Raw genomic sequence first — 21,764 nt, 5'->3', positions numbered from 1 at the left:
CGGCAAACACCCTGAGCGCTTACTCCCCCCGCTTTAAGAGGGAAAGTAAAATTTGCATGAGGTTAGACTAATGTCGCATAAGGCGGTGCCGTGGTTTGTCGGACAAAAGAAAAGGCCCTGATTTTCATCAGGGCCTTTCTGATTGTTTTAGTCTGTATAAGCATCCATCGGCGGGCAGGAGCAAACCAGATTGCGGTCGCCGCCTACGTTGTCGATGCGCGATACCGGAGCCCAATATTTGGAAGCCGGATCCATATTTTTCGCAGGGAAGGCTGCTTCCTTACGGGAATACGAATGTTTCCAGTCGTCGAGCATGGTGTCTGCAACGGTGTGCGGTGCATTGGCCAGCGGATTGTCATCCTGCGGCCACTCACCGGCTTCGACCTTAGCCGCTTCCTTGGCGATGGAGATCATGGCGTCGCAAAGACGATCTACTTCAGCCTTGGATTCGGATTCAGTCGGCTCAACCATCAGCGTACCGGCAACCGGCCATGACATGGTCGGCGCGTGGAAACCGTAGTCGATCAGACGCTTGGCAACATCTTCAACGGTCACACCGGCTTTGTCTTTCAACACGCGGGTGTCAACGATGCACTCATGCGCAACGCGATTGTTCGCACCGGTATAAAGGATCGGATAATGATCCTTCAGGCACTCAGCAATATAGTTCGCATTGAGAATGGCCACTTCCGTTGCATTTTTCAGACCGGCGCCGCCCATCATACGGATATACATCCATGTGATAACGAGGATAGACGCACTGCCGAATGGTGCAGCGGAAACCGCATTGTCGCTGCCTGCAATCACGTGACCTGGCAGGAATGGTGCCAGATGTGCGCCAACGCCGATCGGACCGATGCCCGGTCCGCCGCCGCCATGCGGAATGCAGAAAGTTTTATGCAGGTTCATGTGGCAAACGTCAGCACCGATATCGGCAGGACGTGCCAGACCAACGAGCGCATTGAGGTTCGCACCGTCGAAGTAAACCTGACCGCCATTCGCATGAATGATTGTGCAGATTTCACGGATAGTTTCTTCAAACACACCGTGGGTGGACGGATAGGTGATCATCAGCGCCGACAGCGTATCGCGATACTGTTCTGCCTTGGCTTTCAGATCGGCCACATCAATGTCACCGTCTTCGAGACAGTTGACGACAACCACTTTCATACCTGCCATCTGCGCACTGGCCGGATTGGTGCCGTGTGCGGAAGACGGGATAAGGCAGATATTGCGGTTCTCATCGCCATTGGCTCGGTGATAGCGGCGGATAGCCAGAAGACCGGCATATTCACCCTGACTACCGGCATTTGGCTGCAGGGATACAGCGTCAAAACCGGTTACTTCACAAAGCCATGCTTCGAGATTGTCGGTCAGAACCTTGTAGCCTTCCAGATGCGCCTGTGGTGCAAAAGGATGCAGACCGCCGACTGTCGGCCATGAGACCGGCATCATTTCAGCAGCAGCATTGAGCTTCATGGTGCAGGAGCCGAGCGGGATCATCGCACGGTCAAGCGCCAGATCTTTGTCTGCCAGCTTGCGCAGGAAACGCATCATTTCGGTTTCTGAACGATAGCTGTGGAATGCAGCCTGCGTCAGGAAATGTTCGTCACGCGGCGCATCCGGCAACAGACGGGCAGCTTTTTCAACAGGCTTTGCACCAAACAATGCAACCAGAGCCAGATAATCATCTTCCAGCGAGGTTTCATCGAAAGTGACAGACACAGTATCAACATCAATGACGCGGATCAGGCGGTCGCCTGCCAGAGCCTTGTCAGCATAATCCTGTGCTTTGCCTTTAACAGTGACAGTCACTGTATCAAACAGCTGCTCACCGGCCAATTCAAAACCGGCAGCTTTCAGCGAGGCTGCAAAGCGGGCAGTGATCGCATGAACGGCATCAGCAATAGCCTGCAGGCCTTTCGGGCCGTGCCAGATTGCATAAGATGCAGCCATGTTGGCCAGCAGTGCCTGAGCGGTACAGATATTCGATGTCGCTTTATCGCGGCGAATATGCTGTTCGCGGGTCTGCAGTGCCAGACGATAGGCCGGACGGCCATGCGCATCGAGCGACTGACCAACGATACGGCCCGGAATGATACGGGTGAGGTTTTCTTTCACGCCGAGATAAGCAGCGTGAGGACCACCATTACCCATTGGTACGCCGTAGCGCTGCATGGAACCGACAGCAATATCGGCACCCCATGAGCCCGGAGACTGGGTGATGGTCAGTGCCAGCGGATCGGCAACGGCCACAACCAGAGCACCGGTCTGTTTGGCACTGGCGATAATACGGGTGAAATCACCGTAAACGCCGCGTGTATCCGGCCAGGGAATGATCACCGCAGCGGTTGTGGTATCCACTTCGCCGCCAACTTCAATGATCATGCCATGCGGTTCTGCACGGGTGTTCAGAACATCCAGTGTCTGCGGGTGCAATTCACCGGCAATCACCATTTTCGGACGTTTTTCGCGGTGATGGCGATAGGCAATGCCAACAGCTTCAGCAACAGCAGTTGCTTCATCCAGCAGCGATGCGCAGGCAACTGGCAGGCCGGTCAGCTCTGTCACCAGTGTCTGGAAGTTGAACAGCAGCTCAAGGCGACCCTGACTGATTTCAGCCTGATACGGTGTATAGGCTGTGTACCATGCCGGATTTTCAAACAGGTTGCGCTGAATAACCGGCGGCACATGGGTGCCGTGATAGCCCGCACCGTAGAAGCTTTTGGCAACCACGTTACGACCCATAATGCCGGACAGTTCACTGAGAGCTGCGGCTTCATCGAGCGGAGCAGGCAAGTTGAGTGCGCGGTCAAGACGAATTGACTGTGGCACGGCCTGACTGATCAGAGCGTCCAGCGACGGCAGACCAAGCGCCGACAGCATTTCCTGCTGTTCAGAAGCGCGAGGGCCAATATGGCGCTCTACAAAAGGAAGGGATGATGCTGCCATGATTTAGCCAACCAGTGCCTGATAACCGGCAGCGTCGAGCAGACCTTCAAGCTGACCTGCATCGGAGATTTTCATCTTCCACAGCCAGCCTTCGCCTTCTGCCGCGCTGTTGACGAGCGCTGGATTGCCATTGAGTTCTTCGTTGATTTCAATGACTTCACCGTTAAGCGGTGCATACACATCGGATGCAGCTTTCACAGACTCAACCACAACAATGGCTTCGCCTTTTTCCACAACGCGCTCAACTTCAGGCAGTTCTACGAAAACGAGGTCGCCGAGCTGTTCCTGAGCGTGGTTGGTGATGCCGACAGTTGCAATGTCGCCTTCAACGCTGAGCCATTCATGATCTTCGGTAAAAAAGATTTTAGGCATGCGATTATCCTTTGTGATAGCGAGGTTGGGTAAATGGAAGTGTATGGACGTCTACAGGCACTTTATTGCCGCGGACTTCCGCAAAAAGACGTGTGCCCGGTTCTTTCAGATCGGCTCTGACATAACCCATGGCAACAGGGAAACCGGCTGAAGGGCCGAAGCCGCCGGAAGTGATTTCACCGACTTCGCTGCCGGCTTCATCAAACAGTTTGGTACCGGCGCGAACCGGCTGACGGCCTTCCGGCTTGATGCCGACGCGGCGCTTTTCAGGGCCGTTAGCAATCAGTTCCAAAACTTTAGCGGCGGCAGGGAAAGCGGCTGTTTCGCGCACTGCTTTGGTAATTGCCCATGTCAGACCGGCGGAAACCGGATCAATGGTTTCAGTAATGTCCTGACCATGCAGGCAAAGACCGGCTTCAAGGCGCAAGCTATCGCGGGCAGCAAGACCGATCCATGCAACGCGGGCATCACCCAGCAGAGATTTCGCCAATGCCTGTGCATCGCTGAGCGGTGCGGCAATTTCAAAACCGTCTTCGCCGGTATAGCCTGAGCGGGTAACGAACCAGCCCTGTTTAGGCTCAAAACCATGCATGAATTTCAGCTCTTCAACGCTGAAGCCGAGATCAGATGCAATGCTTTTCATAACATCCGCAGCCTGCGGACCCTGAATGGCAAGCAGAACGCGGTCAAGCGGCGTAACTGTGCAGTTGAGACCTGCAGCACCTTTCTGGAAATGCGCAATATCAATATCAGCATTACCGGCATTGGCGACGATCATGAAGCGCTCGTCACCCAGACGGGTCACGATCAGGTCATCAATGATGCCTGCGTCATCATTCATCAGGAATGTATATTTCGACTGGCCTTCATTGAGTTTGGTGACATCAATCGGGCACAGCTTTGCAAACAAAGCGGCAGCATCGCTGCCCGAAACTTCAATGAGTTTCATATGTGAGATGTCGAACAGACCAGCCTGTTCACGTGTATGAACATGCTCTTTCATCACGCCAAGCGGATAAGTCAGCGGCATGTTCCAACCGGCAAAACCGCCAAAGCGTGCACCGGATGCAATATGTAGTTCTTCCAGCGGAAGCGTTTTTAAAGAAGATGTATCGCCCATTTTTCACTCCAGAGACACACGTACACCTTCCGCAAAAGCGGAAAGCCATGATGTACCCCTCTGTCGGAAGCCTGAGAGACTCGCAAGCCTGTAGAGACTTACTTACACCTTCGGCGCGGAGTTTCCCCCGACTTTCCAGAGTTGCCTTGCTGATCTGCGGTTCTTGGTACCTGAGAGATTTCGGGCGATTTCCCCTTCGGTGGCCGTTACCGGCTCTCTCCCGCAGACAAACAGGAATCAGGATGTGATCCTCTCCTCGACATGCGTGCCTTTTATCGCAGCTGGCTGGTGAAGTCATCCGGAATTATTATAATGCGGCTCTTTGCGCAGTGATTGAATGTCGCGTCTTTTGAAAACGCGGTTTTGGCAGCGACACAGAATGCACAATATAAGACGTATGGAATTTTCTGCGCTGTCAAAACCACGGGTGAGAATTTTCAACAGGCGGATTCGGGTGATTCACATCTGTTTTTCATCTGCGAAGCAGCGGATTTGTGTGATTTTGAGTTGAGTGCGGGAGTTTTCAAAAGAAAATATCCTTTAAAAATCAAGGAAAATCGGGCTTTTTGAAAATAATTGCCGGTTCGCTGCATAATTTCTGTTCAGGGTGCTGGACAGGCAAAAATTTAATGCTATAAAGCGCTCACATCAGACGGACACCAACACCGTCACGCTGGCCAGATAGGCTTGCAGGGATGCCCGGATAGCTCAGTTGGTAGAGCAGCGGATTGAAAATCCGCGTGTCGGCGGTTCAAATCCGTCTCCGGGCACCACTTAAAAATCCAATAAAATCAAATAATTATAGCAATAACAATAGCGATGATCGTACTGTTTACGTGTTGCATTGTGTTACATGCCAAAACGCACATTTCTAGGGTTTTCAACATGTTACAAATTACTCCATGCAACACGGATGCAACATATTGAAAGCGTTAAAGCCGCCTATCATGGCGGCTTTGTTATTTTGTCAGGTCAGCTATTTTGGTTGACATGAATCACACTGCTTCTTGTTGAGCGATCCAGTTAATAATTGTGGATTTTCGCGCGCAGAGTAAGTCACCGGCTTTAAAGTGGGGGAATGAGCCCTTCGCACATAGATGATATATTGTACGCTCAGGAAAGCCGCTAAATTTACTAATCGACTTTGCGCCAATTAAAATATCGTCAGATAGGTTTTCACTCATTCTCCACCTCCTTGCGCCAAGGCCGTGTCACCTATGGGAATGAACATTGCGCGTGGAGGCAGTGTTTTGGTAAGTGCGGGCTTTAGGCGCTTCCGACCTGCTAGTGCAGACTTAGGGCGCACTGCGCCACTGGCTTTGTCACGCTGCCGATCAGATTTTCTAACGCGCCGAATATCGTCAGCCGTCTTTTCAACGTGACAGACACGGCAGAGCAGTCGACCATTGGCCACTGTTGCCTCACCACCGAGCGCACAAGGCAGAATGTGATCGACTTCGCCTTCACCGGCTTTTAGTATGGCCGAGCATTTTTCACATTTGCCGTTTGCACGGGTGATGATCTGCGCTTTGATCTTGCGGGTGAATTCTATGCGCTTCGTCATTTTTAACACCACAAAAATTGGAACGTATTTGTCTTTTGTGGGTTGAGTTTTTGAGAAGGAGCAAATTTATGACTCACCCAAAAACTACTGGTAAGAACAAAACTACGAATCTGAATATTGAGACCGTGGAAGAGCCTGCAAATAGTACTGTGAATAAGGAGGGGCAAATTCCTCCCAAAGGACCAAAGGTTGAGAAGCGACTGAAAGAAGCGGTGAATGCCCTTGATGCACCGACGAAGAAGTAGGTATTTGCTCATAGCATCACCTCGGTTTCATCAATCTGGGCGATGCCGCAGGCAAGTGCGATTGCGTCAGTAGCCTCCAGTTCCCCCGTACAGGCTGAAATGAAGTGCTTGGTGATTGTTCGTGCTTTTGCCTTGGCAAAATCGCTCAGTTCAAAACCAGCTGCGTTGAATGATTGTGCAGAGGTTGTAATAATTGACGGATCATCGCCGACAGCCGATTTCAGGCGAGTAATCAGTTCTCGCAGTGAAACCTTGTCCTGATCGGTCAGCTGATCAACAGCGTTGGAATTATCGAGGGTGGTGGCTGATGGGGACTGCTCACCACCCTCTACACCGGCATCGGACAGGGGAGTATCTGCCGGTATTTCTTGTCCTGCTGTTTCATTAAGTATTTCACCGTCAACGGTCACAATTTCTTGCGGGATGATTGGTTCGTCCGACAGTGGGTCTGAAATCACAGTTTTGACCTGCGGGGATACATCTTTCATCCGGTCGTAATCATCCGGCTCCATGATGCCTGAAAAGCCAAATGCATAACGTGCAGCCTGAATTGCTGCCTTATGGCGAAGCATACGGTTCGGCCACTTCTTCCACGGATCAGTTTGGCGGAAGCATTCAGACATGTATTCGATTACTGATACCGGACGTGCACGGTCTTTCCGGTAAATCCTGCATTCAACGGAATACAGCTTTCCATCTTCACCGTTTGAGTCTTGAAACTCCATGCCGTCAAATTGCGGGTGCGAGTTGATCAGGTTCATCCAGCCGTCAATCGAAACGATAGGTTGAATGCCGCCGCGATCTGGAAAGGCGTAAATCTCTTTGGTGAGAGGATTGAGCTTGTATTCCTTGGCGACCATCAGGAAAGCTGCAAATTGCTCGTTTGAGCAATCGCCTTTGATTACCGTTGCTTTGATAGCTGAAACGAATGCTGCAGGCTCCATGTCGTAACGGGATGCCATGCTGTCCACGAGGGAGCGTTTTTGTGCTGGTACGATTTGGTTCATAATTACGATCCCGTCATAAGGCGCTGCTGGTACCAAACCGGCAGGTCAGTTTCGTCTAATTCTTCAAGTGGGGTTGATGGTACCCATGCTGTTTCGGTGCCGAACTCAGCCAGATAGGTGCGGTAATTATCGACCGCCTGCGCGATCATGCTTCGTGCATAACTGAGCAGCGGATTGCCTGGGGAAAGCTTGATACCGTGCGAGATAGGGGCGCCGTCTTTCTGCCAAAACACAAAGACGAATGCGAAAACCTCATTTGCCGCGACCTTTGCCAGCCACTCCGGATCATGAGAGCCGAACACGCGACCTTCATTCAGCAGGCGTTTAAGCTGGCGGCGGCCTTCGGTATAATGCTCTGCGGAAATGATGTAATCATAACTCGCCACAGCATCGCGGCAGGCTTTGGCGAATTCCTTGTCGTTGCGATTGGCAATTGATTTCAGGTCGGTAATCGCATTCAGCTTGAGATAGTCAAACCGTGCTTTGAACCGTACACCATCAACCGTCCAGAATACGGACACTTCCGGCTGACCACCTTCAAAGGCGTTGGAAAGTGTTGTGTTCGCTTTGATGAAAGCCGATGCGGCAAGGATTTTCGCATAGTCTTTGAATTTGACCGGCACCTTGCCGACAGCAGTAATTTCCTTGATTTCGGCAATGCCTTCCTTGCGGTTAGCCGAGTGATATTGCGGTGCATGGAAAGCCTTGAATTTCTCAAGACCTTCCAGAACGCAGAGATGAAGCTGGCGGCCGAAGATTTTTGCCGGCGTATCGTCGTTTTCTTCACGTGCCGGATTCATCCAGCTTTCCCACCAGAAGTCAGGCGCATTGCCGACAAGTTTTTTCAGGCCTGTGGAACCGAGAGCCTTATCTGCATGGTAAACCGTGTCGGACATGCCGAAGTAAATGCCGTCCGGATGCTCAGTGAAACCTGCTTTTTCAGCGGATTCCTGCACGACCTTGACGGACAGGTCACTAATCGACTGAAACTCATCACGATCAATCTTTATATCCATCACGCAGCCTCCAACCGTCGTAAACCGGCAGCCTGCAATTCGGCTTCAAGCTCAGCGCAGCGTTGTGTCAGGCGTTCGATTTCGACATGAGCGGTAATCCGTGCTTGTTTGGAATCTTCCTGAACGACCTCGACAACGCGCTCCAGTGCGCGCTTGGTGTTACCCTGATCCCAATATGCGTCCCAGACGCGATCCATGAGTGGTGCGGTCATAGTCACCACCTCACAGCGCTACTTGAGCGAATGAGCGCTCATGGGTTGCAAATTCACGGTTTGAACGGCGTTCGGCAGCAACGATGTTGCCGAAGCTGACGGAATGACGAAGCCATAGTGGCGGGTTGTCCAGAACATCGCCGGTGAAATGCAGAGACACTTCATCGGTAATGTCGGTCACGCGCATTGATTGTTCGTCGAACCGGTAAATCTCAATTGCATCGTAATCACCAGCCGCCTTGATAACGTCCGCATAGGTTGAGGAGGCGGCATTGCAAGCCGCAGCACAGGCAAGTCGGATCAGTCTCGGCCGGTTGGATTCCTATTCTCTGAACACGAAAGAGCAGGGCAGCATTGAAGCTGAGCTTTTGAAATCTATGAACCTGCCTTTTGATATTGTGGCGTTCTCAGACTGCACCCTGTCTGACATTCGTATCAAGATGGAAGCAATGAAGCGCTCTGCCGGACTGGATCTGGTCATTATCGACCATGCCAAGATGATTAATCTTCCGGGTAAATCGAATGAGCTTTTCGCTGAACGCGTGAATGCATTGTATCGCGGGCTTAAGGCACTGGCCAAGTCGCTCGATGTGGCAATCGTTATCCTGATCCAGCGTAATGAAGAATGGAAAGGCCGCTGGAAGGCTAAAGGCAATATCCGGCCAATGATAGGTGATGCCTATGGCGGTGGTGGTGTAAAACAGAACCTTGATGTGTGGTTTTCTCTCTATCGGCCGGAACCGCTCTACAAAGAGCTTATCCCGCAGGAGACGCATCAGGAGCGCCGCGACGAGTTAGTCCGGAAGTATGATGCCAGTCGCGGCAAAGCTGCTGTGATCAATCACAAGCGCCGCCGTGGCGAACCCAATCAGGATGCGCAAATTCTGTTCGATGCGGAATATACGGTGTTCCGCTCACCGCAGGAAGAAACTGCGCAAGCCTCTTTCGATGCAATGTTCTGATGGTGGTGCATGGCAAAAGGGAAACTTGATACGCTTCTGGATGGTCTGGGTATTAAGCTGGTGCCGATCTATCGTCGCAGAGCCGCTGCTCAGAGCCATGCCAGAGGCACAATGCATGAAATCCGGAACAGCTTTGGTGATGGTCACCTGATCTTTGTTTTGCGGTGTATCCGGCAGACAAACAATAATCGAGACGAGTTATGGTCGGAAACCATCGGGGCAATCTCTGATGTACTCATACAGCGCCCAGACTGGGCAGATCGAGCCAGTGATACGCTTGATGCCTTTGATCAGATTCCACTAGGTGTTTTGCGCGGTGAAGCTGTAGCGCGACGGCCTTGGCCAGTCCGGCCGACATTGAGAACTTTAATTTACAAGCAATTGGAGGTCATACTTGATGAGCCAGAAATCCGTCTTGACCTTTAATCAGCTGAATGAAAACGCTGCACTCATTATGGAGCTATCATTTGTGGTTCGTGCACGGATCATTGAAGCGGCAGACACGATGCTGCATTTGAATGTTGGTATGATCCGGCCATCTGCAGTTCGGACATTCTGGCCTACCTATCAGGATGAAACTATCGGCGGGCATTCTTTGGGTTATGGAAACAACGGAAGCAATATAAGATATGTGCCATCCAGCAAGGCAATTAGCAGAGCTGAGGAAGTGTTATACTATTGGGTGCCGGAGTATGTGCACGATATTGAGCGCCGATTGATCCTTTCACAGTATGCCATGTGTATGGCGGCGCCGAAAAAGGTGGGGTCATTCCGCTCATTCTGCGAAAAAACGGGTCGTGTTCGTAGGACTGCAGAGCGACGCTTAGATGCTCAGATAATTGATTTAGCCGCGATCATTTGGAAAAAAACCCAATCCTTACAATGTCCTGACTGGTCAAGGGTGTCGCCAATGCTGCCAAAATCAGGTATAGATTTAGGTAAGATGGCAACAGTCATGCATTGGATGAGTGAAGGGGCAAAACCAAGCCATAATCCCGAAATGCAAGAGGCAGCTTAAAGGCTGCCTTTTTGTTTTTCGTTTGCAGCTAAAGGAACTACACCCAGTTAGATGCGTTCATTTTATAACTGACAGGAGTTTGTTATGAGCGCAAAAAAGCTATTATTGGCCGCAGTGGGTTTGTTCGCAGGATACAAGCTGTTTAAAGCTACTCACCCTGAAATTCCCGAAAATGTGTCCCCGGTTACTGGTTTCGAGCTTGATCGATATCTAGGTAAGTGGTTTGAAGTCGCGCGCGTTGATAACAGATTTGAAAAAGGTCTGATTAAAACAACCGCTGAATACACGCTTAATGGTGATGGCACAGTGAATGTGCTTAACAGCGGTGTTGATGAAAATTCTGGTAGATATAAGCATGCATCGGGAACGGCTGAATTCGTGCGCGATAAATATGAAGGCGCTCTTAAAGTCTCGTTCTTTGGCCCATTTTATGGTGGCTATAACATTGTGGCACTTGATGAAGATTATCGTTGGGCAATTATTGTTGGTTCAAGTCCAAAATTTTTTTGGGTTCTATCACGCACAGCAGAGGTTCCTGAGGAATTCAAGGAGCGAGCAATTAAGGTTGCATCAGAGGTAGGAGTTACCTCTGACAATCTTAACTGGGTACAGCAGAATTAAAAAACTCGGTTGTATCCTTGTTTAGAACACAATCGCTATCTATATAGGTTTCATAGATGTTGCTATGCAGCGCGTTTCTCACAGCGCTCGCAAACGTCTTCATCAATTTAAACCTTTGACCACGGATGTACTGGCACTGGAAATTAAATGGTGAGTAGGAAGGTCGGTGCAGAGTTGCCCCGGCCTTTTTTATTGCCTAAATTTATCCCAATAAATTTAAATATAATTGAGTAAAATCATAAGTTTAACTGGTTATATTGACGGCATCGAAATGAATGATAATGATTATCATGCTCGGTTTTTATGAGCTATGACAGCATTAAACGAACCCTGACAGTTTACCCCCCCTGTCGGGGGTTTTTTATTGTCCAAAGATGAGAGGCGTGAATAATTATGTCCGGTGATATCGTCATCACAAAGGACGGCATTTATGAAAACTTTGGCAAAGCCCTGAACGTCGCAGGTGAGGGAAAAACTAGACGTATATTTGCAAATGCTCTTAACCGAGGCGGCGACATGGCGCGGACACAGGTCAAGCGTTCCCTCGTCAGCCAGACAGGAATTAAATACGGCTTAATTAATAAGGCCGTTGAAACAAAACGGGCTAACCCGAATAAACTTTCTTATTCCCTTGAAGCGACTGGTAATGAGATGAACCTCAACCTCTTTGCAGCAAAGCAAGGTAAGAAAGGCGTAAGCGCTGCGCCTTGGAAACAGCGCCGAGTTTTTAAATCCACATTCATCGTGCCTGCTTATGATGGCAAGGTTTATAAACGTACCAGTCCAGAACGCGGGCCAATCGAACCGCTGTTCGGTCCCAACATTGCGAGAGAGATCACCAAAGATCCAACCGTAGCTAAGTGGAAGCAAGTCGACGGGTTTACCATGAAGCGCGTCGAGCACGAGCTCATACGCCTGTTCAAGTGGTAGGCTAGGCGCCAGAGGGAAAGTCACATAGAGGGCCGCAGACGAGCAAGGTGTAACGAGCTACATCAAAGTCATTAGTTTGCCTCCGCCGCTCTGTGCGCCTCTGCATTGCAACGTCAAGGGGCAAAGAAAAGGTACCTTACCCCATAGGCAAGCTGTGCGGTCACCCGTGACCGGTCGCCCTCGTTACTCGAAGGCTAGAACACGATGGTACGATAAAAAAACAGGGGCGTGGAAAACCGAGGAAGTCGAGATCGAGGACGAAAAAGCCAATGCCGAATTTACGAGCCGGTATCCGGCCGGAGACGCGGACGAGGCGAAGCGCAATTCCGAGAGCCGGAAGGCCGACAGCGAGCGCGGCAAGGGTGATGGGTCGATCACGATTGACGGCAATTCGGAAGCACAGCCAGAGGGAACGGTCGTTCTTACTGGCGCTCGTCCAGGTATCGATGGGACATATCGAACTGAAACCGTCCAACATGATTTTTCCCGCAATACAGGTTGGATAACGCGTATTGATCTAAAGCAACCTAGTGGGGATGCCGGCAAGGATAAACGGAAAACCTCTGGCTAATCAATATCTCTTTAATAAAGAATATTCTTACAGCCTCTAGCAATAACATTAAGCCCGAATGCATCGTTTCGGGCTTAATGCTGAACAACTAAACTCGTAATTGGTCGTTATTTGAAAGTGCAGAAGCCGACCAAGGAATTGGAGGATTAGGTATATCTAGTATGTCACGTTTACTGGCGAATCCCTTTATCGCGTTTCGTGCCGCTATTACTGGTTTTACCCCGTCATAGGCATCACAACATGCCTTCCAGGCAGTTTCATAAATGAGGTCGCGATCGTCTTCGGGCCATTCATGTAAGAACATAAGTGCATCGTAAACGTTGGTAAGTTCTAATGTCAGATAACGTCCTTTTTTAATGTAAACTGGTTTGTCAAACAAACGGTCGCTCACAGAAACCTCCTATTCTGAACGAAGAGTTGGGATGACGGTTTCGATTTAGTGATAGAAATCATTTTTTCAAGACAGATCTTGATAGAGCGATATACCTGCCTTGGTTCAATCAGTTTCAATGCGGCTGTTGACCATGGAACATTCTTCCTTTGCCTCTGTTGTATTAATAGGAGGAAGTAAAATGGATGGCCAAGAGTATATCTCAGTATATTATTTATTAATTTCAATATTAGTGATCGCTGTTTTTATGTTGGTGTTTTCTATGTGGCAAATGCGAAAAAATTGCTGGCGCGATAAGGATAAAAAATAACATAAGAAACCTGATCGGAACTTTCCTAGCCTCCGCCAGTTTACAATACAGGAGGCAGATTATGAAAGTTTATGAGTATATTTCTATCTATAATGGTGCAGTCGCATTAACTACAATAACAGTTGTGATGATTGTCTTTTTGACATGGCAAATGCGTAAGCGACGCAACAAAAAACAACTGACATCAAAAGAATAAATCATACCCCGCTTATGCGGGGTTTTTCTTTTAGGAAGGAACGCTATGCGTGAGACCTTAACGACCGCGCTTGACTTGATCTTTGGTCATGAGGGCGGATATGTGAATAATCCGAAAGACCCGGGCGGCGCTACAAAGTACGGCATAACACATAGGACGTTGGCAGCACACCGCGGCGTACAAAGTGTTACGCCTGCGGAAGTGAAAACACTGACCAAAGAAGAAGCTATCGTGATTTACCGGCGCTCTTATTGGGTGCAATCTGGCGGCGATCTGCTTCCGGTTGGTATTGATTTTATGGCATTTGATTATGGTGTGAACAGCGGTCCCGCACAGGCGGTTAAATCGCTGCAGCGCGTGGTTGGTGTGACTGCGGACGGCATTGTTGGCGGCCAGACTGTCGCTGCGGTTAAAGCTTATAAGGGCGATCTGATCGGCGCTTATGCGGCTGAGCGTCTTCGGTTCATGCGGACGTTGAAAGCATGGCCGGTGTTCGGTAGGGGCTGGCGCGAGCGGGTGGTGAGCGTGGAAGCGCAAGCACGTCAGCTCGTCAAAGGCAAAGTGACAATTACTGACGCGTATACTGCTTCAGCCAAGGCCAACCCCAAAGACCAATCTCTCACAGAAACCTTAAAAAAACCAGAGGCGTGGGCATCGATTGGCGGTCTTTTATCCGGTCTTGGCGGCATGGCTTCCGGATCGGGGCCGATCCAGTGGGCGCTTGCAATCATCATGGTTGGAGCGTTCGCTACAGGTGCATATTTCCTTATTAAGCGCATGCAGGATCAGGCGGCATGAGGATCAGCCTTCAACACATCACAGGTGCGGTCATCGGAGGGGCAGTTTCAGGCCTCTTTTTTTATGCGCTCGGACAACATGACGGCAAGCAGGATGCAGCACTCAAAGTTGCACAGGCCGTCACACAAGCAAATCAGAACAGGGCAGGGATTAATGAGGAAGTTGGGAACATGGACAGCTACAGCCTTTGCCGTGAGCTTGGCGGGGTGCGCGACGAGTGCGAGCAATTGCGCAGGCTGGCAGAAGATTAACCTTAAACCGGAAACGGCGGTTTATCTGGCAGGCAATGACATGAATGCAGGCAAAAGCATTGCCGGTCACAACGCCTATGGGAAGAAAGCGGGGTGCTGGTAATGGAGGATCCATTAACTTCATATGGGCTTAAGGCGTCGGTTGTTATTGCAGGGTTCGCTGGCGGAGTACTTCGCGCTTTATCACACCAAAACTATACCTTTCGTGAGGCTGTAGCATCACCTGTATGTGGTGCCCTCGCGGCTGGCTATCTCACCAGCCCGCTAGTTCACTATCTCAATGCTATTCATTTCCCACTACCGCCCGATGATGGTACCAATGTGACAATTCATGCTGGAGCATTTCTTGTAGGCATCTGCGCAATGTGGATAAGCGATGCTATTTTTTAGCTCATCAGCAGGTGGATTAAAAAACAATAGGTACAGATATAGCAGGTCGTAAGTTTAACCTTCTGCTTTGAATTTTAATGCTTCCTTCAGCAGCGTTTTTCTATCTCGCCCAAATTTTTTAATGAGCTCTTTCGCTTGTAAAGGGGAGACGTCAGTATTTTCAGCTAAGAATTTGACGTCTTCATCTTCAGTTAAAGGTGTAGTATTTTTATCATCGCTCATAATTTATTCCTTTATATAATTCACCTACTTGAGTTTTTTTAGCTTATATTCGCTCAATGTTCTTTGCAGCTCTTTCGCAATATCCCATGGGGCAGTCATCCATAGATCCAACTCTTCTTGCTCTGTGAGGATCACCGGCATAGCTTTTGGATGAATAGGAGAGACCACAGAATTTGGATCAGTTGTGAGAATTGCAAATAGGGTGTGATTTTGTTTGCCTTCGGATGGCTTTCTCACACCAATCCATTCTGTCCAAATGCCGGCAAAGAAAAACAGTGGTTGGGTCGTATTAATAGCAAACCAGTGAAGGTTCTTCTTTCCTGTCTTCGGATCCGGCTCCTGCGCATACTCGCTGAATGATGTTGCCGGAACAAGACATCGGTTAGCAACATCAAGCCACCGCTGCCAATGGCGGGATGAGATATTCCGCACATTTGTTATGCCTTCGTCGGCCTCGCCTTTAACGTACATCGGCGGGGTGGGCATGCCCCAGCGGCTTAAGCCCAGCTCTGCACCATCCAGATTGTTGCGCAATATTGGCGCCGGATAATCAGGGTAGATATTTTCATCAAATGATGCGCCGTTTGTTAGATCAATATATGATCCGACGGCCTGCTTCAGCTGAGCACTATGCATTTTAATATTATAGATATTGCACATTTCACCCTCCGCTTCTTTAGAAACGCAGAAACGTACCTTTGGTTCAAATCGCTAATATCAACTGCACATCAAATGATAGAATAAGGTTGCGAAACGCGCTGATGAGGTTTGTTTTACATAATTTGATTGTTCTGCAATTTTTAAAAAAAACAGGAACCCAACGCTTGCGAATGCATTTACTTACACGAATACCAAAGCATGGTCATCACACAACCGCAGGAAAAGCAGAGTGCATAAAGATTATTGAAAAGAACTAATATGGAAAATAAATCTAAAAAATTAAGAATATGGGAGACTGCAGCTTTCAGCCGAGATCAAGGCATCGGAACGAAGTTGCGGTCACTATACAATTCTCTAAGAGAGGAAGAAATACCTGAGAACTTAATGAATTTACTAAATGAGTTGGATAAAGCAGAAAAATCTAAATAAAGATTTAAGTGGTATTACTGGGAGATGTTTAACTATGAGTGACAATCCGCCGTGTTTTAAAAAGAGCCTAATAGAGTCGCTGCCGGATTTGCGCGCTTTTGCAAGATCTCTTATTAGAAATGCGGATAAAGCTGATGATTTGGTACAGGATACAATTTTAAAGGCGTGGGCAAAACAAGATTCCTTTGAAGTTGGCACGAACATTAAAGCTTGGCTTGTCACAATACTGCGCAATGAGTTTTATAGCCAGATGAGAAAGCGTGGACGTGAAGTGCAAGATAGTGAAGGCACTTATAGTAATGCCATGGCAATACATCCCGCTCAATATGGTTCACTGGATTTAAAGGATTTTCGAAAAGCGCTTGATCAACTCCCTGACGATCAGCGTGAGGCGATCATCTTAATAGGCGCATCAGGTTTTTCATATGAAGAGGCCGCTGAAATCTGTGATTGTGCAATCGGAACTATAAAAAGTCGTGTTTCAAGAGCAAGGTCACGATTACAAGAGTTACTTGAGATCGAGAACCTCGGACATTTTGGCCCAGATCTATCGTCCGCTCATGTAGCTCTTAGGAGTTTTGTATAAGGACTCCTTAAAAAATAATATTAAAGTCGCCCTGCAGGGTTTTTAAGAGACATTCGTATCAGTTGATGCTTAAAAGCAAGTTATGCAACTGCCTCTTGAGCCTTTTGGTGATTCCTTTGAATAATGTTCACTACTTTTTATCTGAGGTTGGAATATCAGCGGATGAAATAAGGGCGTTTGATTGGTCCAGAACACCACTTGGTGATCCTGAAAAATGGCCCGTGCAGTTAAAGACAACTGTCCAGCTTATGCTCGCATCACGCTTCCCAAAAGCCATTGTCTGGGGTGAAGAGTATACAACACTCTATAACGATGCATTCAGAAATATCCTTGGTGCCAAGCAAAATTGCATGGGACAATCTTTCAGAGATATATGGAGTGAAGCTTGGCCAAATATTGAGCCAATGATACTTGATGCCTATCAGGGTAAGGCGACATTTATCGAAGATTTTCCGTTAGTTATTAATCGTCACGGTTATCCAGAAAAATGCTATTTCACATTTTGTTATAGCCCCATCATTGATGAAACCGGGCGTGTTTTGGGCATGATTGATACCGTCATTGAAATGACGGAAAAAGTCGAAGCTGTTCAGAACGCCGTCGTCATTAATGCTGAATTATCCCACAGAATTAAAAATACATTCAGTGTGGTTCAAGCGCTAGTAAATCAAACATTTCGTAAGGCTGATTTAAAAGAGGCGGTTCCAGTTTTTTCACGAAGGCTTCATGCTTTAGCAAAAGGACATGACATTTTACGCTTGGGCGGCACCTCTAATGGAACAATTGAGCAAGTTATCACGTCGGTTTTTGAATCTTTAGCTAGTAAAAGCAAAATAGTTTTAGAAGGGCCTCAAATTCTGATCGGTCCTAAAGGTGTAATGTCAACTTCACTACTAATAAATGAACTGACTACGAATGCTATCAAATACGGTGCTTTATCAGTCCCTGATGGCTCCATATTAGTTAATTGGAGAGTCAGCAATGAAGGTGATACTTCCACATTAATTTTAGAGTGGCGTGAGCGAAATGGGCCGATAGTCAAAGTTCCGACTACAAAAGGTTTTGGCTCACGTTTAATTAAAATGGGGCTTATGGGGATTGGCGCTTCAAATGTTTATTATAATGAAGATGGTTTGCATGCCGTCTTTACCGCGCCATTCCAACAAATCCAAGAAGAAGGTAGGCTATACAGCTCTGGAAGCCGTTTGACACGATAGTCGGGCATTAACGGAGAAGAGAAGGATCTCAGTCAGGTCTCAGTTATCCGGTATTCACATCTCATGAGGTGTGAACATCATAACTTTTGAGATTTTATGTATTTCGGGATAATTTCCTATACCATTCATTGATCTGCTCTCTTACCTGTTCAGGTGTTAGATTGTAGCGCTGTTGTATTTTATGCTCCAAAGCATCCTGTTCGCCAGCTATTTCGTCTAGTTCCTCAGATGTTATGTTGCCCCATTGTTCACGGATGTTTACTTTATAACGCCGCCAGTCCGCTTTGATTTCATTCCAGTCCATTCATCTCTCCCAAGCTCTTTTGTAACATGTGCTGAACAAGGCATATGGCTCCTTCCGAAATTTTAATCGGGCATGCTATGTTCATTGGTTGTATTTGAATCCATGATGCTCTCACTTTCAGAAATATAGCTTCCATAAATTTCTGCGCCGAACCAAACCAAAGCAACAATAATCATGCTTGAGATTAAGACGATGAGAACAGGCCGGCCTTTTTTACCCTGCCGAGCTTTTTGCGGTGGAATTTCTTTCATGGGACACTCCTTCGGTTAGAACCTTTGATTGGTTAACTAACGGAAGGAGGGTTCTGTTCCCAAAAAAGAAAATCGGAAACTGCTATTTTGAAGCGTTCTGTGGTATAATATTGCTTCAATAGCCTAAGTTGAACGCATATGTGGAACATGTAAATAACGAAGGGCTCAGCCTATGCACATCGCAATTCGCCAAGATAATTCGCACACCAATGATTGATATCATTTTCCTGCAGGTGCTTAATCATAGAAGAATAACGATATTGTCGTTCATTCTGGGACATGTTCAATGCATGATGAATAGCTTTCGAAACAGACTCTTTGTCGTAAGGGTTGACCAGCAGAGCGCCGTCCAGTTCACGTGATGCACCTGCAAATCGAGAAAGCACTAAAACACCAGGGTTATTTTTATCTTGTGCTGCAACATATTCTTTCGCAACCAAATTCATACCATCCCGAAGTGGTGTTACTAACCCGACCTTTGCGTGACGATACAGGCCTGCAAGAATATTGCGATTTAATGAGCGGGTAATGTAACGGATAGGCGTCCAATCTACAGCAGCAAGTGCGCCATTGACGCGACCGGCATATTCAGCCACCATACTTTGCATCTCAGCATATTCCGGTACTTCTGAACGGGACTTTGGTGTCACCTGCAGAAAAGTTACTTTGCTTTTATACTCGGGATTGTTCTGTACGAAATGCTCAAATGCTTCTATTCGGTTTGTTATTCCCTTTGAATAATCAAGACGGTCGACCCCGATAATGAGGTCTCGTCCTGTCATGCTTTCGCGCATACGCCGGACGAGGGCACTCTTTTCTGACCGTTGGGCAGTGTCAGTGAATTTATCTGTTTCAATACCAATCCCGAATTTCCCGACTTTAAATTCATGACTGCCGGTTTTGAACCGGTTTTCGCCTAAGGGAGTAGCAATATTTTCCCGCGAGATGCAGCCGGTGAAGTTTTCGAGGTCATAATCTGTTTGAAAGCCAATCAAATCATAGGACACTAACCCGCGCATAATGGTTTCATGAACAGGGAGTGTGAAGACAATATCTGCCGAAGGCCAAGGGATATGGAGGAAAAAACCGATCCGGTTTTTAACACCTAAACGACGTAGTTCCGCAGCCAGAGGGATGAGATGGTAGTCGTGAACCCAAATAATATCATCAGGCTGAATAAGTGGTTGTAACTGTTCAGCAAAAAGACGATTAACCCGGAAATAACCAGCCATATCTTTTCTCTCATAATCAATGAGATCCAGCCGGTAATGACACAGTGGCCATAGCATACGATTAGCGAAACCGGCATAATACTCATCAACATCGGTGCTGGCTAAATCCAACAGCGCATATTCAATATTATCGTGCTTTTGAATGATTACCTGAGGTTGCGGTAGGTTATCGGATATTATCTTACCGGACCAGCCCATCCAGAGGCCGCCCTTTTCCTCGAGTGCAGCTTGCAGAGCAACAGCAAGACCCCCGGCAGGCGCATTTCCATGTTTATCCGGCAAAGGAACCCGGTTGGATATGATAATTAGTTTTCCCATTTTTTTGTCCCCTGTCAGTTTATACTTTATTTGTAGGATGATTGATGGCGGGGTTAGGAACTCTCAGGGTTCCTTGTGCTGCAACGACTTCGGTGAGCCAGTTTCTGAGCGCGGAAGGCGACGATATAAGGCTCATTGCACAACTTTGTTGGAGTGACGCGGCGATCTTCACAGATGCGCCTGAATATTTGTGCGCTGCCGCAAACATAGCTTCATCGGTTACATCATCACCAAAAGCGATTGGTATGCGAGACTGGAAAACCGCTTTAGCCATGAAGTGATCTAAAGCTGAGCCCTTGTCAGAACCGGCAGGCCGTAACTCAGCAACCATTTTTCCATGTTGCACAGTCCACTTGTCGCCTATTATTGAAGCTGCTTTATTGATTATATCTGTGGTCGTTTTCTGCAGGCGGGGATTGCTTCGATAATGCAACGCGAGAGCGACTTCTTTAGCTTCCAGTTTTATTTCGGGATAATCAGTTAGCGTATCTTCGATATAGCGTTTAGCGGTACAGAAACTATCATCTATTTTAAGTACGCTTATACTCCCGTCGCTGTTACGAATTTGAGCGCCATGCAGCCCAGCAATTTCAAAGCTATGGGAGGGAAATATTGTATCAACAAAACTGACCGGACGTCCTGTTATGAGTGCTAATGCGCCGTCAAGATGCCAGTGCAAATGAGATAGAATGTCATATAATTGTTGTGGAATTTGTATTTTATCCGGAGCTGAGGCGATATCCAGCAGCGTTCCGTCTAAGTCAAAGAAAAATGCATACTTTGATAGTGCGCCTTTATCATTTTTCAAATGGCTTAACTCAGGGATTAAAACTTGATTGTATTCAATGTTTTCCCTTGTCAGGGTGGTACTCATTGTCTGTGTTAACCTTACTGAAAAAGAAACAGTGACCAATTTTATAAATAAATGAGTTTTTGCTCATTCAAAGGACGATGGAGTAGCCTGGCAGTGTCCCAAGGAGCGGTCATCCAGCCATCCAGCTCATCTGTATTGGTCAGTATAACCGGTAGCGAAATGGGAGTGTCTTGATCTCTAATAGAGGATGCCTTTGTCGTAAGAAAAATCAAACGAACTATGACTTTTCTCACCCTCTTGTGGGTCTCGGGTTCCAACTCATTCTGTCCATATGCCGGCAAAGAATAGTAGGTTTCCGGTCGTGTGTGTAGTGGCAGCCATCGGGCATCATTGCCAGATAAAGCGGCGGACTTATGTGTTTGTTTGCAAAAGGCTATGGCTGGTATCAGGCAGCGATGAGCAACAGTCTGCCATTTCTGCCAGTGGGCTACATCACTTTGCCGGATGCGTGTGATCCCTTTATCATTTATATGTTTTACAGCTTTGTAGGGAGAGGGCATGCCCCAGCTACTAAATCCGAGTTCAGGACCATCTAAATTATTACGTAAGATAGGTGCAGGAGAATCTGGATAGATGACTTCGTCAAAAGATCTTCCGTCTGTCAGATCAATATAAAAGCTTACAGACTTTTTTAAATCTGCAGGAGTGAACTGGATAGCATAAATATCAGACATAACTCCTCCTCTCAGAGATGTATCATGATATGTTGCGATGCAGGAGCGAAAGCTGTTGCATAAATGAAAAA

31 protein-coding genes, 1 tRNA gene and 1 riboswitch are annotated in these 21,764 nt (G+C 47.8%); of the genes, 15 read left to right on the top strand and 17 right to left on the bottom strand.

Features of this window, described 5'->3' with window-relative positions; genetic code table 11:
* Nucleotides 1-147: 147 nt before the first annotated feature.
* Genes gcvP through gcvT form a run of 3 tightly spaced genes read right to left on the bottom strand, consistent with a single transcriptional unit; the run spans nucleotide 148 to nucleotide 4,444 of the window.
* On the bottom strand, nucleotides 148-2,952 hold the full coding sequence (gcvP, locus tag BKD14_RS13740; RefSeq protein WP_075656843.1) for an aminomethyl-transferring glycine dehydrogenase: 2,805 nt from the start codon (nucleotides 2,950-2,952) through the stop codon (nucleotides 148-150).
* Between the two features lie 3 nt (nucleotides 2,953-2,955).
* The gene (gcvH, locus tag BKD14_RS13735) at nucleotides 2,956-3,324 is read right to left on the bottom strand and encodes a glycine cleavage system protein GcvH (RefSeq protein WP_075656842.1); all 369 of its coding nucleotides are present in this window, start codon (nucleotides 3,322-3,324) and stop codon (nucleotides 2,956-2,958) included.
* A gap of 4 nt (nucleotides 3,325-3,328) precedes the next feature.
* On the bottom strand, nucleotides 3,329-4,444 hold the full coding sequence (gene gcvT, locus BKD14_RS13730; RefSeq protein ID WP_075656841.1) for a glycine cleavage system aminomethyltransferase GcvT: 1,116 nt from the start codon (nucleotides 4,442-4,444) through the stop codon (nucleotides 3,329-3,331).
* Between the two features lie 147 nt (nucleotides 4,445-4,591).
* Nucleotides 4,592-4,677: riboswitch (glycine riboswitch) on the bottom strand.
* A gap of 464 nt (nucleotides 4,678-5,141) precedes the next feature.
* Here gcvT and BKD14_RS13720 point away from each other — a divergent pair.
* A tRNA-Phe gene (locus BKD14_RS13720) sits at nucleotides 5,142-5,217 on the top strand.
* 222 nt (nucleotides 5,218-5,439) lie between these two features.
* Here BKD14_RS13720 and BKD14_RS13715 read toward each other — a convergent pair.
* On the bottom strand, nucleotides 5,440-5,628 hold the full coding sequence (locus BKD14_RS13715) for a hypothetical protein (RefSeq protein ID WP_075656839.1): 189 nt from the start codon (nucleotides 5,626-5,628) through the stop codon (nucleotides 5,440-5,442).
* Nucleotides 5,625-6,008 (bottom strand): HNH endonuclease signature motif containing protein, encoded by a 384-nt coding sequence (locus BKD14_RS13710; protein WP_075656838.1) that lies wholly within the window; start codon nucleotides 6,006-6,008, stop codon nucleotides 5,625-5,627. Before BKD14_RS13710 ends, BKD14_RS13715 begins: the two co-directional genes overlap by 4 nt.
* A gap of 68 nt (nucleotides 6,009-6,076) precedes the next feature.
* Here BKD14_RS13710 and BKD14_RS19365 point away from each other — a divergent pair, with 68 nt between their 5' ends.
* A complete protein-coding gene (locus tag BKD14_RS19365) occupies nucleotides 6,077-6,253 on the top strand; it encodes a hypothetical protein (RefSeq protein WP_175576110.1) in 177 nt (58 codons plus the stop codon).
* A gap of 8 nt (nucleotides 6,254-6,261) precedes the next feature.
* On the opposite strand, the gene BKD14_RS13705 is transcribed toward BKD14_RS19365, so the two are convergent.
* From BKD14_RS13705 to BKD14_RS19360, 4 genes are read right to left on the bottom strand one after another with little or no spacing between them, the layout of a single operon-like run.
* Complete coding sequence (locus BKD14_RS13705; RefSeq protein ID WP_075656837.1) at nucleotides 6,262-7,260, bottom strand: recombinase RecT; 999 nt, start codon at nucleotides 7,258-7,260, stop codon at nucleotides 6,262-6,264.
* 2 nt (nucleotides 7,261-7,262) lie between these two features.
* Nucleotides 7,263-8,276 (bottom strand): PD-(D/E)XK nuclease-like domain-containing protein, encoded by a 1,014-nt coding sequence (locus BKD14_RS13700; RefSeq protein WP_083647141.1) that lies wholly within the window; start codon nucleotides 8,274-8,276, stop codon nucleotides 7,263-7,265.
* Entirely contained in the window at nucleotides 8,276-8,488 is a 213-nt protein-coding gene (locus BKD14_RS13695) for a hypothetical protein (protein WP_139316426.1), read from the bottom strand. Before BKD14_RS13695 ends, BKD14_RS13700 begins: the two co-directional genes overlap by 1 nt.
* A gap of 10 nt (nucleotides 8,489-8,498) precedes the next feature.
* Nucleotides 8,499-8,675 (bottom strand): hypothetical protein, encoded by a 177-nt coding sequence (locus BKD14_RS19360; protein WP_175576109.1) that lies wholly within the window; start codon nucleotides 8,673-8,675, stop codon nucleotides 8,499-8,501.
* Between the two features lie 85 nt (nucleotides 8,676-8,760).
* Here BKD14_RS19360 and BKD14_RS13690 point away from each other — a divergent pair, with 85 nt between their 5' ends.
* From BKD14_RS13690 to BKD14_RS13665, 6 genes are all read left to right on the top strand, one after another.
* On the top strand, nucleotides 8,761-9,450 hold the full coding sequence (locus BKD14_RS13690; protein WP_075656835.1) for a DnaB-like helicase C-terminal domain-containing protein: 690 nt from the start codon (nucleotides 8,761-8,763) through the stop codon (nucleotides 9,448-9,450).
* A 9-nt stretch (nucleotides 9,451-9,459) separates the two neighbouring features.
* Nucleotides 9,460-9,876: a hypothetical protein gene (locus tag BKD14_RS13685; protein ID WP_075656834.1), complete on the top strand. Its 417-nt coding sequence runs from the start codon at nucleotides 9,460-9,462 to the stop codon at nucleotides 9,874-9,876.
* Nucleotides 9,848-10,468 carry a hypothetical protein gene (locus BKD14_RS13680; RefSeq protein WP_075656833.1) on the top strand — a complete coding sequence of 207 codons (621 nt, stop codon included), beginning with the start codon at nucleotides 9,848-9,850 and terminating at the stop codon, nucleotides 10,466-10,468. The genes BKD14_RS13685 and BKD14_RS13680 overlap by 29 nt, the downstream gene beginning before the upstream one ends.
* 84 nt (nucleotides 10,469-10,552) lie before the next feature.
* Nucleotides 10,553-11,089: a lipocalin family protein gene (locus tag BKD14_RS13675; RefSeq protein WP_075656832.1), complete on the top strand. Its 537-nt coding sequence runs from the start codon at nucleotides 10,553-10,555 to the stop codon at nucleotides 11,087-11,089.
* Nucleotides 11,090-11,482: 393 nt separating this feature from the next.
* A complete protein-coding gene (locus tag BKD14_RS13670) occupies nucleotides 11,483-12,019 on the top strand; it encodes a hypothetical protein (protein WP_075656831.1) in 537 nt (178 codons plus the stop codon).
* A gap of 166 nt (nucleotides 12,020-12,185) precedes the next feature.
* On the top strand, nucleotides 12,186-12,590 hold the full coding sequence (locus BKD14_RS13665) for a hypothetical protein (protein ID WP_075656830.1): 405 nt from the start codon (nucleotides 12,186-12,188) through the stop codon (nucleotides 12,588-12,590).
* Between the two features lie 88 nt (nucleotides 12,591-12,678).
* Here BKD14_RS13665 and BKD14_RS13660 read toward each other — a convergent pair whose 3' ends face one another.
* Entirely contained in the window at nucleotides 12,679-12,981 is a 303-nt protein-coding gene (locus BKD14_RS13660) for a DUF982 domain-containing protein (protein ID WP_075656829.1), read from the bottom strand.
* A gap of 133 nt (nucleotides 12,982-13,114) precedes the next feature.
* Here BKD14_RS13660 and BKD14_RS19355 point away from each other — a divergent pair, with 133 nt between their 5' ends.
* The 4 genes from BKD14_RS19355 (at nucleotide 13,115) to BKD14_RS19030 (ending at nucleotide 14,536) form a co-directional block, all read left to right on the top strand.
* Nucleotides 13,115-13,291, top strand: coding sequence for a hypothetical protein (locus tag BKD14_RS19355; protein ID WP_170265251.1), 177 nt, complete (start codon nucleotides 13,115-13,117; stop codon nucleotides 13,289-13,291).
* Nucleotides 13,292-13,352: 61 nt separating this feature from the next.
* Nucleotides 13,353-13,487, top strand: a complete 135-nt coding sequence (locus tag BKD14_RS19660) for a hypothetical protein (RefSeq protein WP_272491729.1) — start codon at nucleotides 13,353-13,355, stop codon at nucleotides 13,485-13,487.
* A 45-nt stretch (nucleotides 13,488-13,532) separates the two neighbouring features.
* Nucleotides 13,533-14,285 carry a glycoside hydrolase family 108 protein gene (locus tag BKD14_RS13655; protein ID WP_075656828.1) on the top strand — a complete coding sequence of 251 codons (753 nt, stop codon included), beginning with the start codon at nucleotides 13,533-13,535 and terminating at the stop codon, nucleotides 14,283-14,285.
* Nucleotides 14,282-14,536, top strand: a complete 255-nt coding sequence (locus tag BKD14_RS19030) for a hypothetical protein (RefSeq protein ID WP_083647139.1) — start codon at nucleotides 14,282-14,284, stop codon at nucleotides 14,534-14,536. Before BKD14_RS13655 ends, BKD14_RS19030 begins: the two co-directional genes overlap by 4 nt.
* A gap of 444 nt (nucleotides 14,537-14,980) precedes the next feature.
* On the opposite strand, the gene BKD14_RS19350 is transcribed toward BKD14_RS19030, so the two are convergent.
* Entirely contained in the window at nucleotides 14,981-15,148 is a 168-nt protein-coding gene (locus tag BKD14_RS19350; RefSeq protein ID WP_175576108.1) for a hypothetical protein, read from the bottom strand.
* Nucleotides 15,149-15,172: 24 nt separating this feature from the next.
* Nucleotides 15,173-15,808 (bottom strand): SOS response-associated peptidase family protein, encoded by a 636-nt coding sequence (locus tag BKD14_RS13640; protein ID WP_075656827.1) that lies wholly within the window; start codon nucleotides 15,806-15,808, stop codon nucleotides 15,173-15,175.
* A 258-nt stretch (nucleotides 15,809-16,066) separates the two neighbouring features.
* On the opposite strand from BKD14_RS13640, the gene BKD14_RS19150 reads away from it, so the two are divergent.
* The 3 genes from BKD14_RS19150 (at nucleotide 16,067) to BKD14_RS13630 (ending at nucleotide 18,040) form a co-directional block, all read left to right on the top strand.
* Nucleotides 16,067-16,237 (top strand): NepR family anti-sigma factor, encoded by a 171-nt coding sequence (locus BKD14_RS19150; protein WP_139316424.1) that lies wholly within the window; start codon nucleotides 16,067-16,069, stop codon nucleotides 16,235-16,237.
* Between the two features lie 34 nt (nucleotides 16,238-16,271).
* On the top strand, nucleotides 16,272-16,823 hold the full coding sequence (locus BKD14_RS13635; protein ID WP_075656945.1) for an RNA polymerase sigma factor: 552 nt from the start codon (nucleotides 16,272-16,274) through the stop codon (nucleotides 16,821-16,823).
* 95 nt (nucleotides 16,824-16,918) lie between these two features.
* Entirely contained in the window at nucleotides 16,919-18,040 is a 1,122-nt protein-coding gene (locus BKD14_RS13630) for a PAS domain-containing sensor histidine kinase (protein WP_245293646.1), read from the top strand.
* Nucleotides 18,041-18,134: 94 nt separating this feature from the next.
* Here the strand turns inward: BKD14_RS13630 and BKD14_RS13625 are convergent, their stop codons facing one another.
* The 5 genes from BKD14_RS13625 to BKD14_RS13605 all read right to left on the bottom strand — a co-directional run bounded on the left by BKD14_RS13625 (nucleotide 18,135) and on the right by BKD14_RS13605 (nucleotide 21,693).
* Nucleotides 18,135-18,344: a CsbD family protein gene (locus BKD14_RS13625; protein WP_075656826.1), complete on the bottom strand. Its 210-nt coding sequence runs from the start codon at nucleotides 18,342-18,344 to the stop codon at nucleotides 18,135-18,137.
* A gap of 62 nt (nucleotides 18,345-18,406) precedes the next feature.
* The gene (locus BKD14_RS13620; RefSeq protein WP_075656825.1) at nucleotides 18,407-18,595 is read right to left on the bottom strand and encodes a hypothetical protein; all 189 of its coding nucleotides are present in this window, start codon (nucleotides 18,593-18,595) and stop codon (nucleotides 18,407-18,409) included.
* A 170-nt stretch (nucleotides 18,596-18,765) separates the two neighbouring features.
* Nucleotides 18,766-20,145: an alpha,alpha-trehalose-phosphate synthase (UDP-forming) gene (gene otsA / locus BKD14_RS13615; protein ID WP_075656824.1), complete on the bottom strand. Its 1,380-nt coding sequence runs from the start codon at nucleotides 20,143-20,145 to the stop codon at nucleotides 18,766-18,768.
* 19 nt (nucleotides 20,146-20,164) lie between these two features.
* On the bottom strand, nucleotides 20,165-21,019 hold the full coding sequence (otsB, locus tag BKD14_RS13610) for a trehalose-phosphatase (protein WP_022709808.1): 855 nt from the start codon (nucleotides 21,017-21,019) through the stop codon (nucleotides 20,165-20,167).
* 41 nt (nucleotides 21,020-21,060) lie between these two features.
* Entirely contained in the window at nucleotides 21,061-21,693 is a 633-nt protein-coding gene (locus BKD14_RS13605) for a hypothetical protein (protein ID WP_075656823.1), read from the bottom strand.
* Between the last annotated feature and the right edge of the window lie 71 nt (nucleotides 21,694-21,764).

The organism is Pseudochrobactrum sp. B5, assembly GCF_001939785.1.
Taxonomy (GTDB): domain Bacteria; phylum Pseudomonadota; class Alphaproteobacteria; order Rhizobiales; family Rhizobiaceae; genus Pseudochrobactrum; species Pseudochrobactrum saccharolyticum.
This window is presented reverse-complemented; position numbering and strand designations above follow the sequence as displayed.

What these genes read in the sequence shown, in the direction of transcription:
- gcvP (WP_075656843.1), bottom strand. Translation starts at nt 2,952, where the DNA reads ATGGCAGCATCATCCCTTCCTTTTGTAGAGCGCCATATTGGCCCTCGC.
- gcvH (WP_075656842.1), bottom strand. Translation starts at nt 3,324, where the DNA reads ATGCCTAAAATCTTTTTTACCGAAGATCATGAATGGCTCAGCGTTGAA.
- gcvT (WP_075656841.1), bottom strand. Translation starts at nt 4,444, where the DNA reads ATGGGCGATACATCTTCTTTAAAAACGCTTCCGCTGGAAGAACTACAT.
- BKD14_RS13715 (WP_075656839.1), bottom strand. Translation starts at nt 5,628, where the DNA reads ATGAGTGAAAACCTATCTGACGATATTTTAATTGGCGCAAAGTCGATT.
- BKD14_RS13710 (WP_075656838.1), bottom strand. Translation starts at nt 6,008, where the DNA reads ATGACGAAGCGCATAGAATTCACCCGCAAGATCAAAGCGCAGATCATC.
- BKD14_RS19365 (WP_175576110.1), top strand. Translation starts at nt 6,077, where the DNA reads ATGACTCACCCAAAAACTACTGGTAAGAACAAAACTACGAATCTGAAT.
- BKD14_RS13705 (WP_075656837.1), bottom strand. Translation starts at nt 7,260, where the DNA reads ATGAACCAAATCGTACCAGCACAAAAACGCTCCCTCGTGGACAGCATG.
- BKD14_RS13700 (WP_083647141.1), bottom strand. Translation starts at nt 8,276, where the DNA reads ATGGATATAAAGATTGATCGTGATGAGTTTCAGTCGATTAGTGACCTG.
- BKD14_RS13695 (WP_139316426.1), bottom strand. Translation starts at nt 8,488, where the DNA reads ATGACCGCACCACTCATGGATCGCGTCTGGGACGCATATTGGGATCAG.
- BKD14_RS19360 (WP_175576109.1), bottom strand. Translation starts at nt 8,675, where the DNA reads ATGCGCGTGACCGACATTACCGATGAAGTGTCTCTGCATTTCACCGGC.
- BKD14_RS13685 (WP_075656834.1), top strand. Translation starts at nt 9,460, where the DNA reads ATGGCAAAAGGGAAACTTGATACGCTTCTGGATGGTCTGGGTATTAAG.
- BKD14_RS13680 (WP_075656833.1), top strand. Translation starts at nt 9,848, where the DNA reads ATGAGCCAGAAATCCGTCTTGACCTTTAATCAGCTGAATGAAAACGCT.
- BKD14_RS13675 (WP_075656832.1), top strand. Translation starts at nt 10,553, where the DNA reads ATGAGCGCAAAAAAGCTATTATTGGCCGCAGTGGGTTTGTTCGCAGGA.
- BKD14_RS13670 (WP_075656831.1), top strand. Translation starts at nt 11,483, where the DNA reads ATGTCCGGTGATATCGTCATCACAAAGGACGGCATTTATGAAAACTTT.
- BKD14_RS19355 (WP_170265251.1), top strand. Translation starts at nt 13,115, where the DNA reads ATGGAACATTCTTCCTTTGCCTCTGTTGTATTAATAGGAGGAAGTAAA.
- BKD14_RS19660 (WP_272491729.1), top strand. Translation starts at nt 13,353, where the DNA reads ATGAAAGTTTATGAGTATATTTCTATCTATAATGGTGCAGTCGCATTA.
- BKD14_RS13655 (WP_075656828.1), top strand. Translation starts at nt 13,533, where the DNA reads ATGCGTGAGACCTTAACGACCGCGCTTGACTTGATCTTTGGTCATGAG.
- BKD14_RS19030 (WP_083647139.1), top strand. Translation starts at nt 14,282, where the DNA reads ATGAGGATCAGCCTTCAACACATCACAGGTGCGGTCATCGGAGGGGCA.
- BKD14_RS19350 (WP_175576108.1), bottom strand. Translation starts at nt 15,148, where the DNA reads ATGAGCGATGATAAAAATACTACACCTTTAACTGAAGATGAAGACGTC.
- BKD14_RS13640 (WP_075656827.1), bottom strand. Translation starts at nt 15,808, where the DNA reads ATGTGCAATATCTATAATATTAAAATGCATAGTGCTCAGCTGAAGCAG.
- BKD14_RS19150 (WP_139316424.1), top strand. Translation starts at nt 16,067, where the DNA reads ATGGAAAATAAATCTAAAAAATTAAGAATATGGGAGACTGCAGCTTTC.
- BKD14_RS13635 (WP_075656945.1), top strand. Translation starts at nt 16,272, where the DNA reads ATGAGTGACAATCCGCCGTGTTTTAAAAAGAGCCTAATAGAGTCGCTG.
- BKD14_RS13625 (WP_075656826.1), bottom strand. Translation starts at nt 18,344, where the DNA reads ATGGACTGGAATGAAATCAAAGCGGACTGGCGGCGTTATAAAGTAAAC.
- BKD14_RS13620 (WP_075656825.1), bottom strand. Translation starts at nt 18,595, where the DNA reads ATGAAAGAAATTCCACCGCAAAAAGCTCGGCAGGGTAAAAAAGGCCGG.
- otsA (WP_075656824.1), bottom strand. Translation starts at nt 20,145, where the DNA reads ATGGGAAAACTAATTATCATATCCAACCGGGTTCCTTTGCCGGATAAA.
- otsB (WP_022709808.1), bottom strand. Translation starts at nt 21,019, where the DNA reads ATGAGTACCACCCTGACAAGGGAAAACATTGAATACAATCAAGTTTTA.
- BKD14_RS13605 (WP_075656823.1), bottom strand. Translation starts at nt 21,693, where the DNA reads ATGTCTGATATTTATGCTATCCAGTTCACTCCTGCAGATTTAAAAAAG.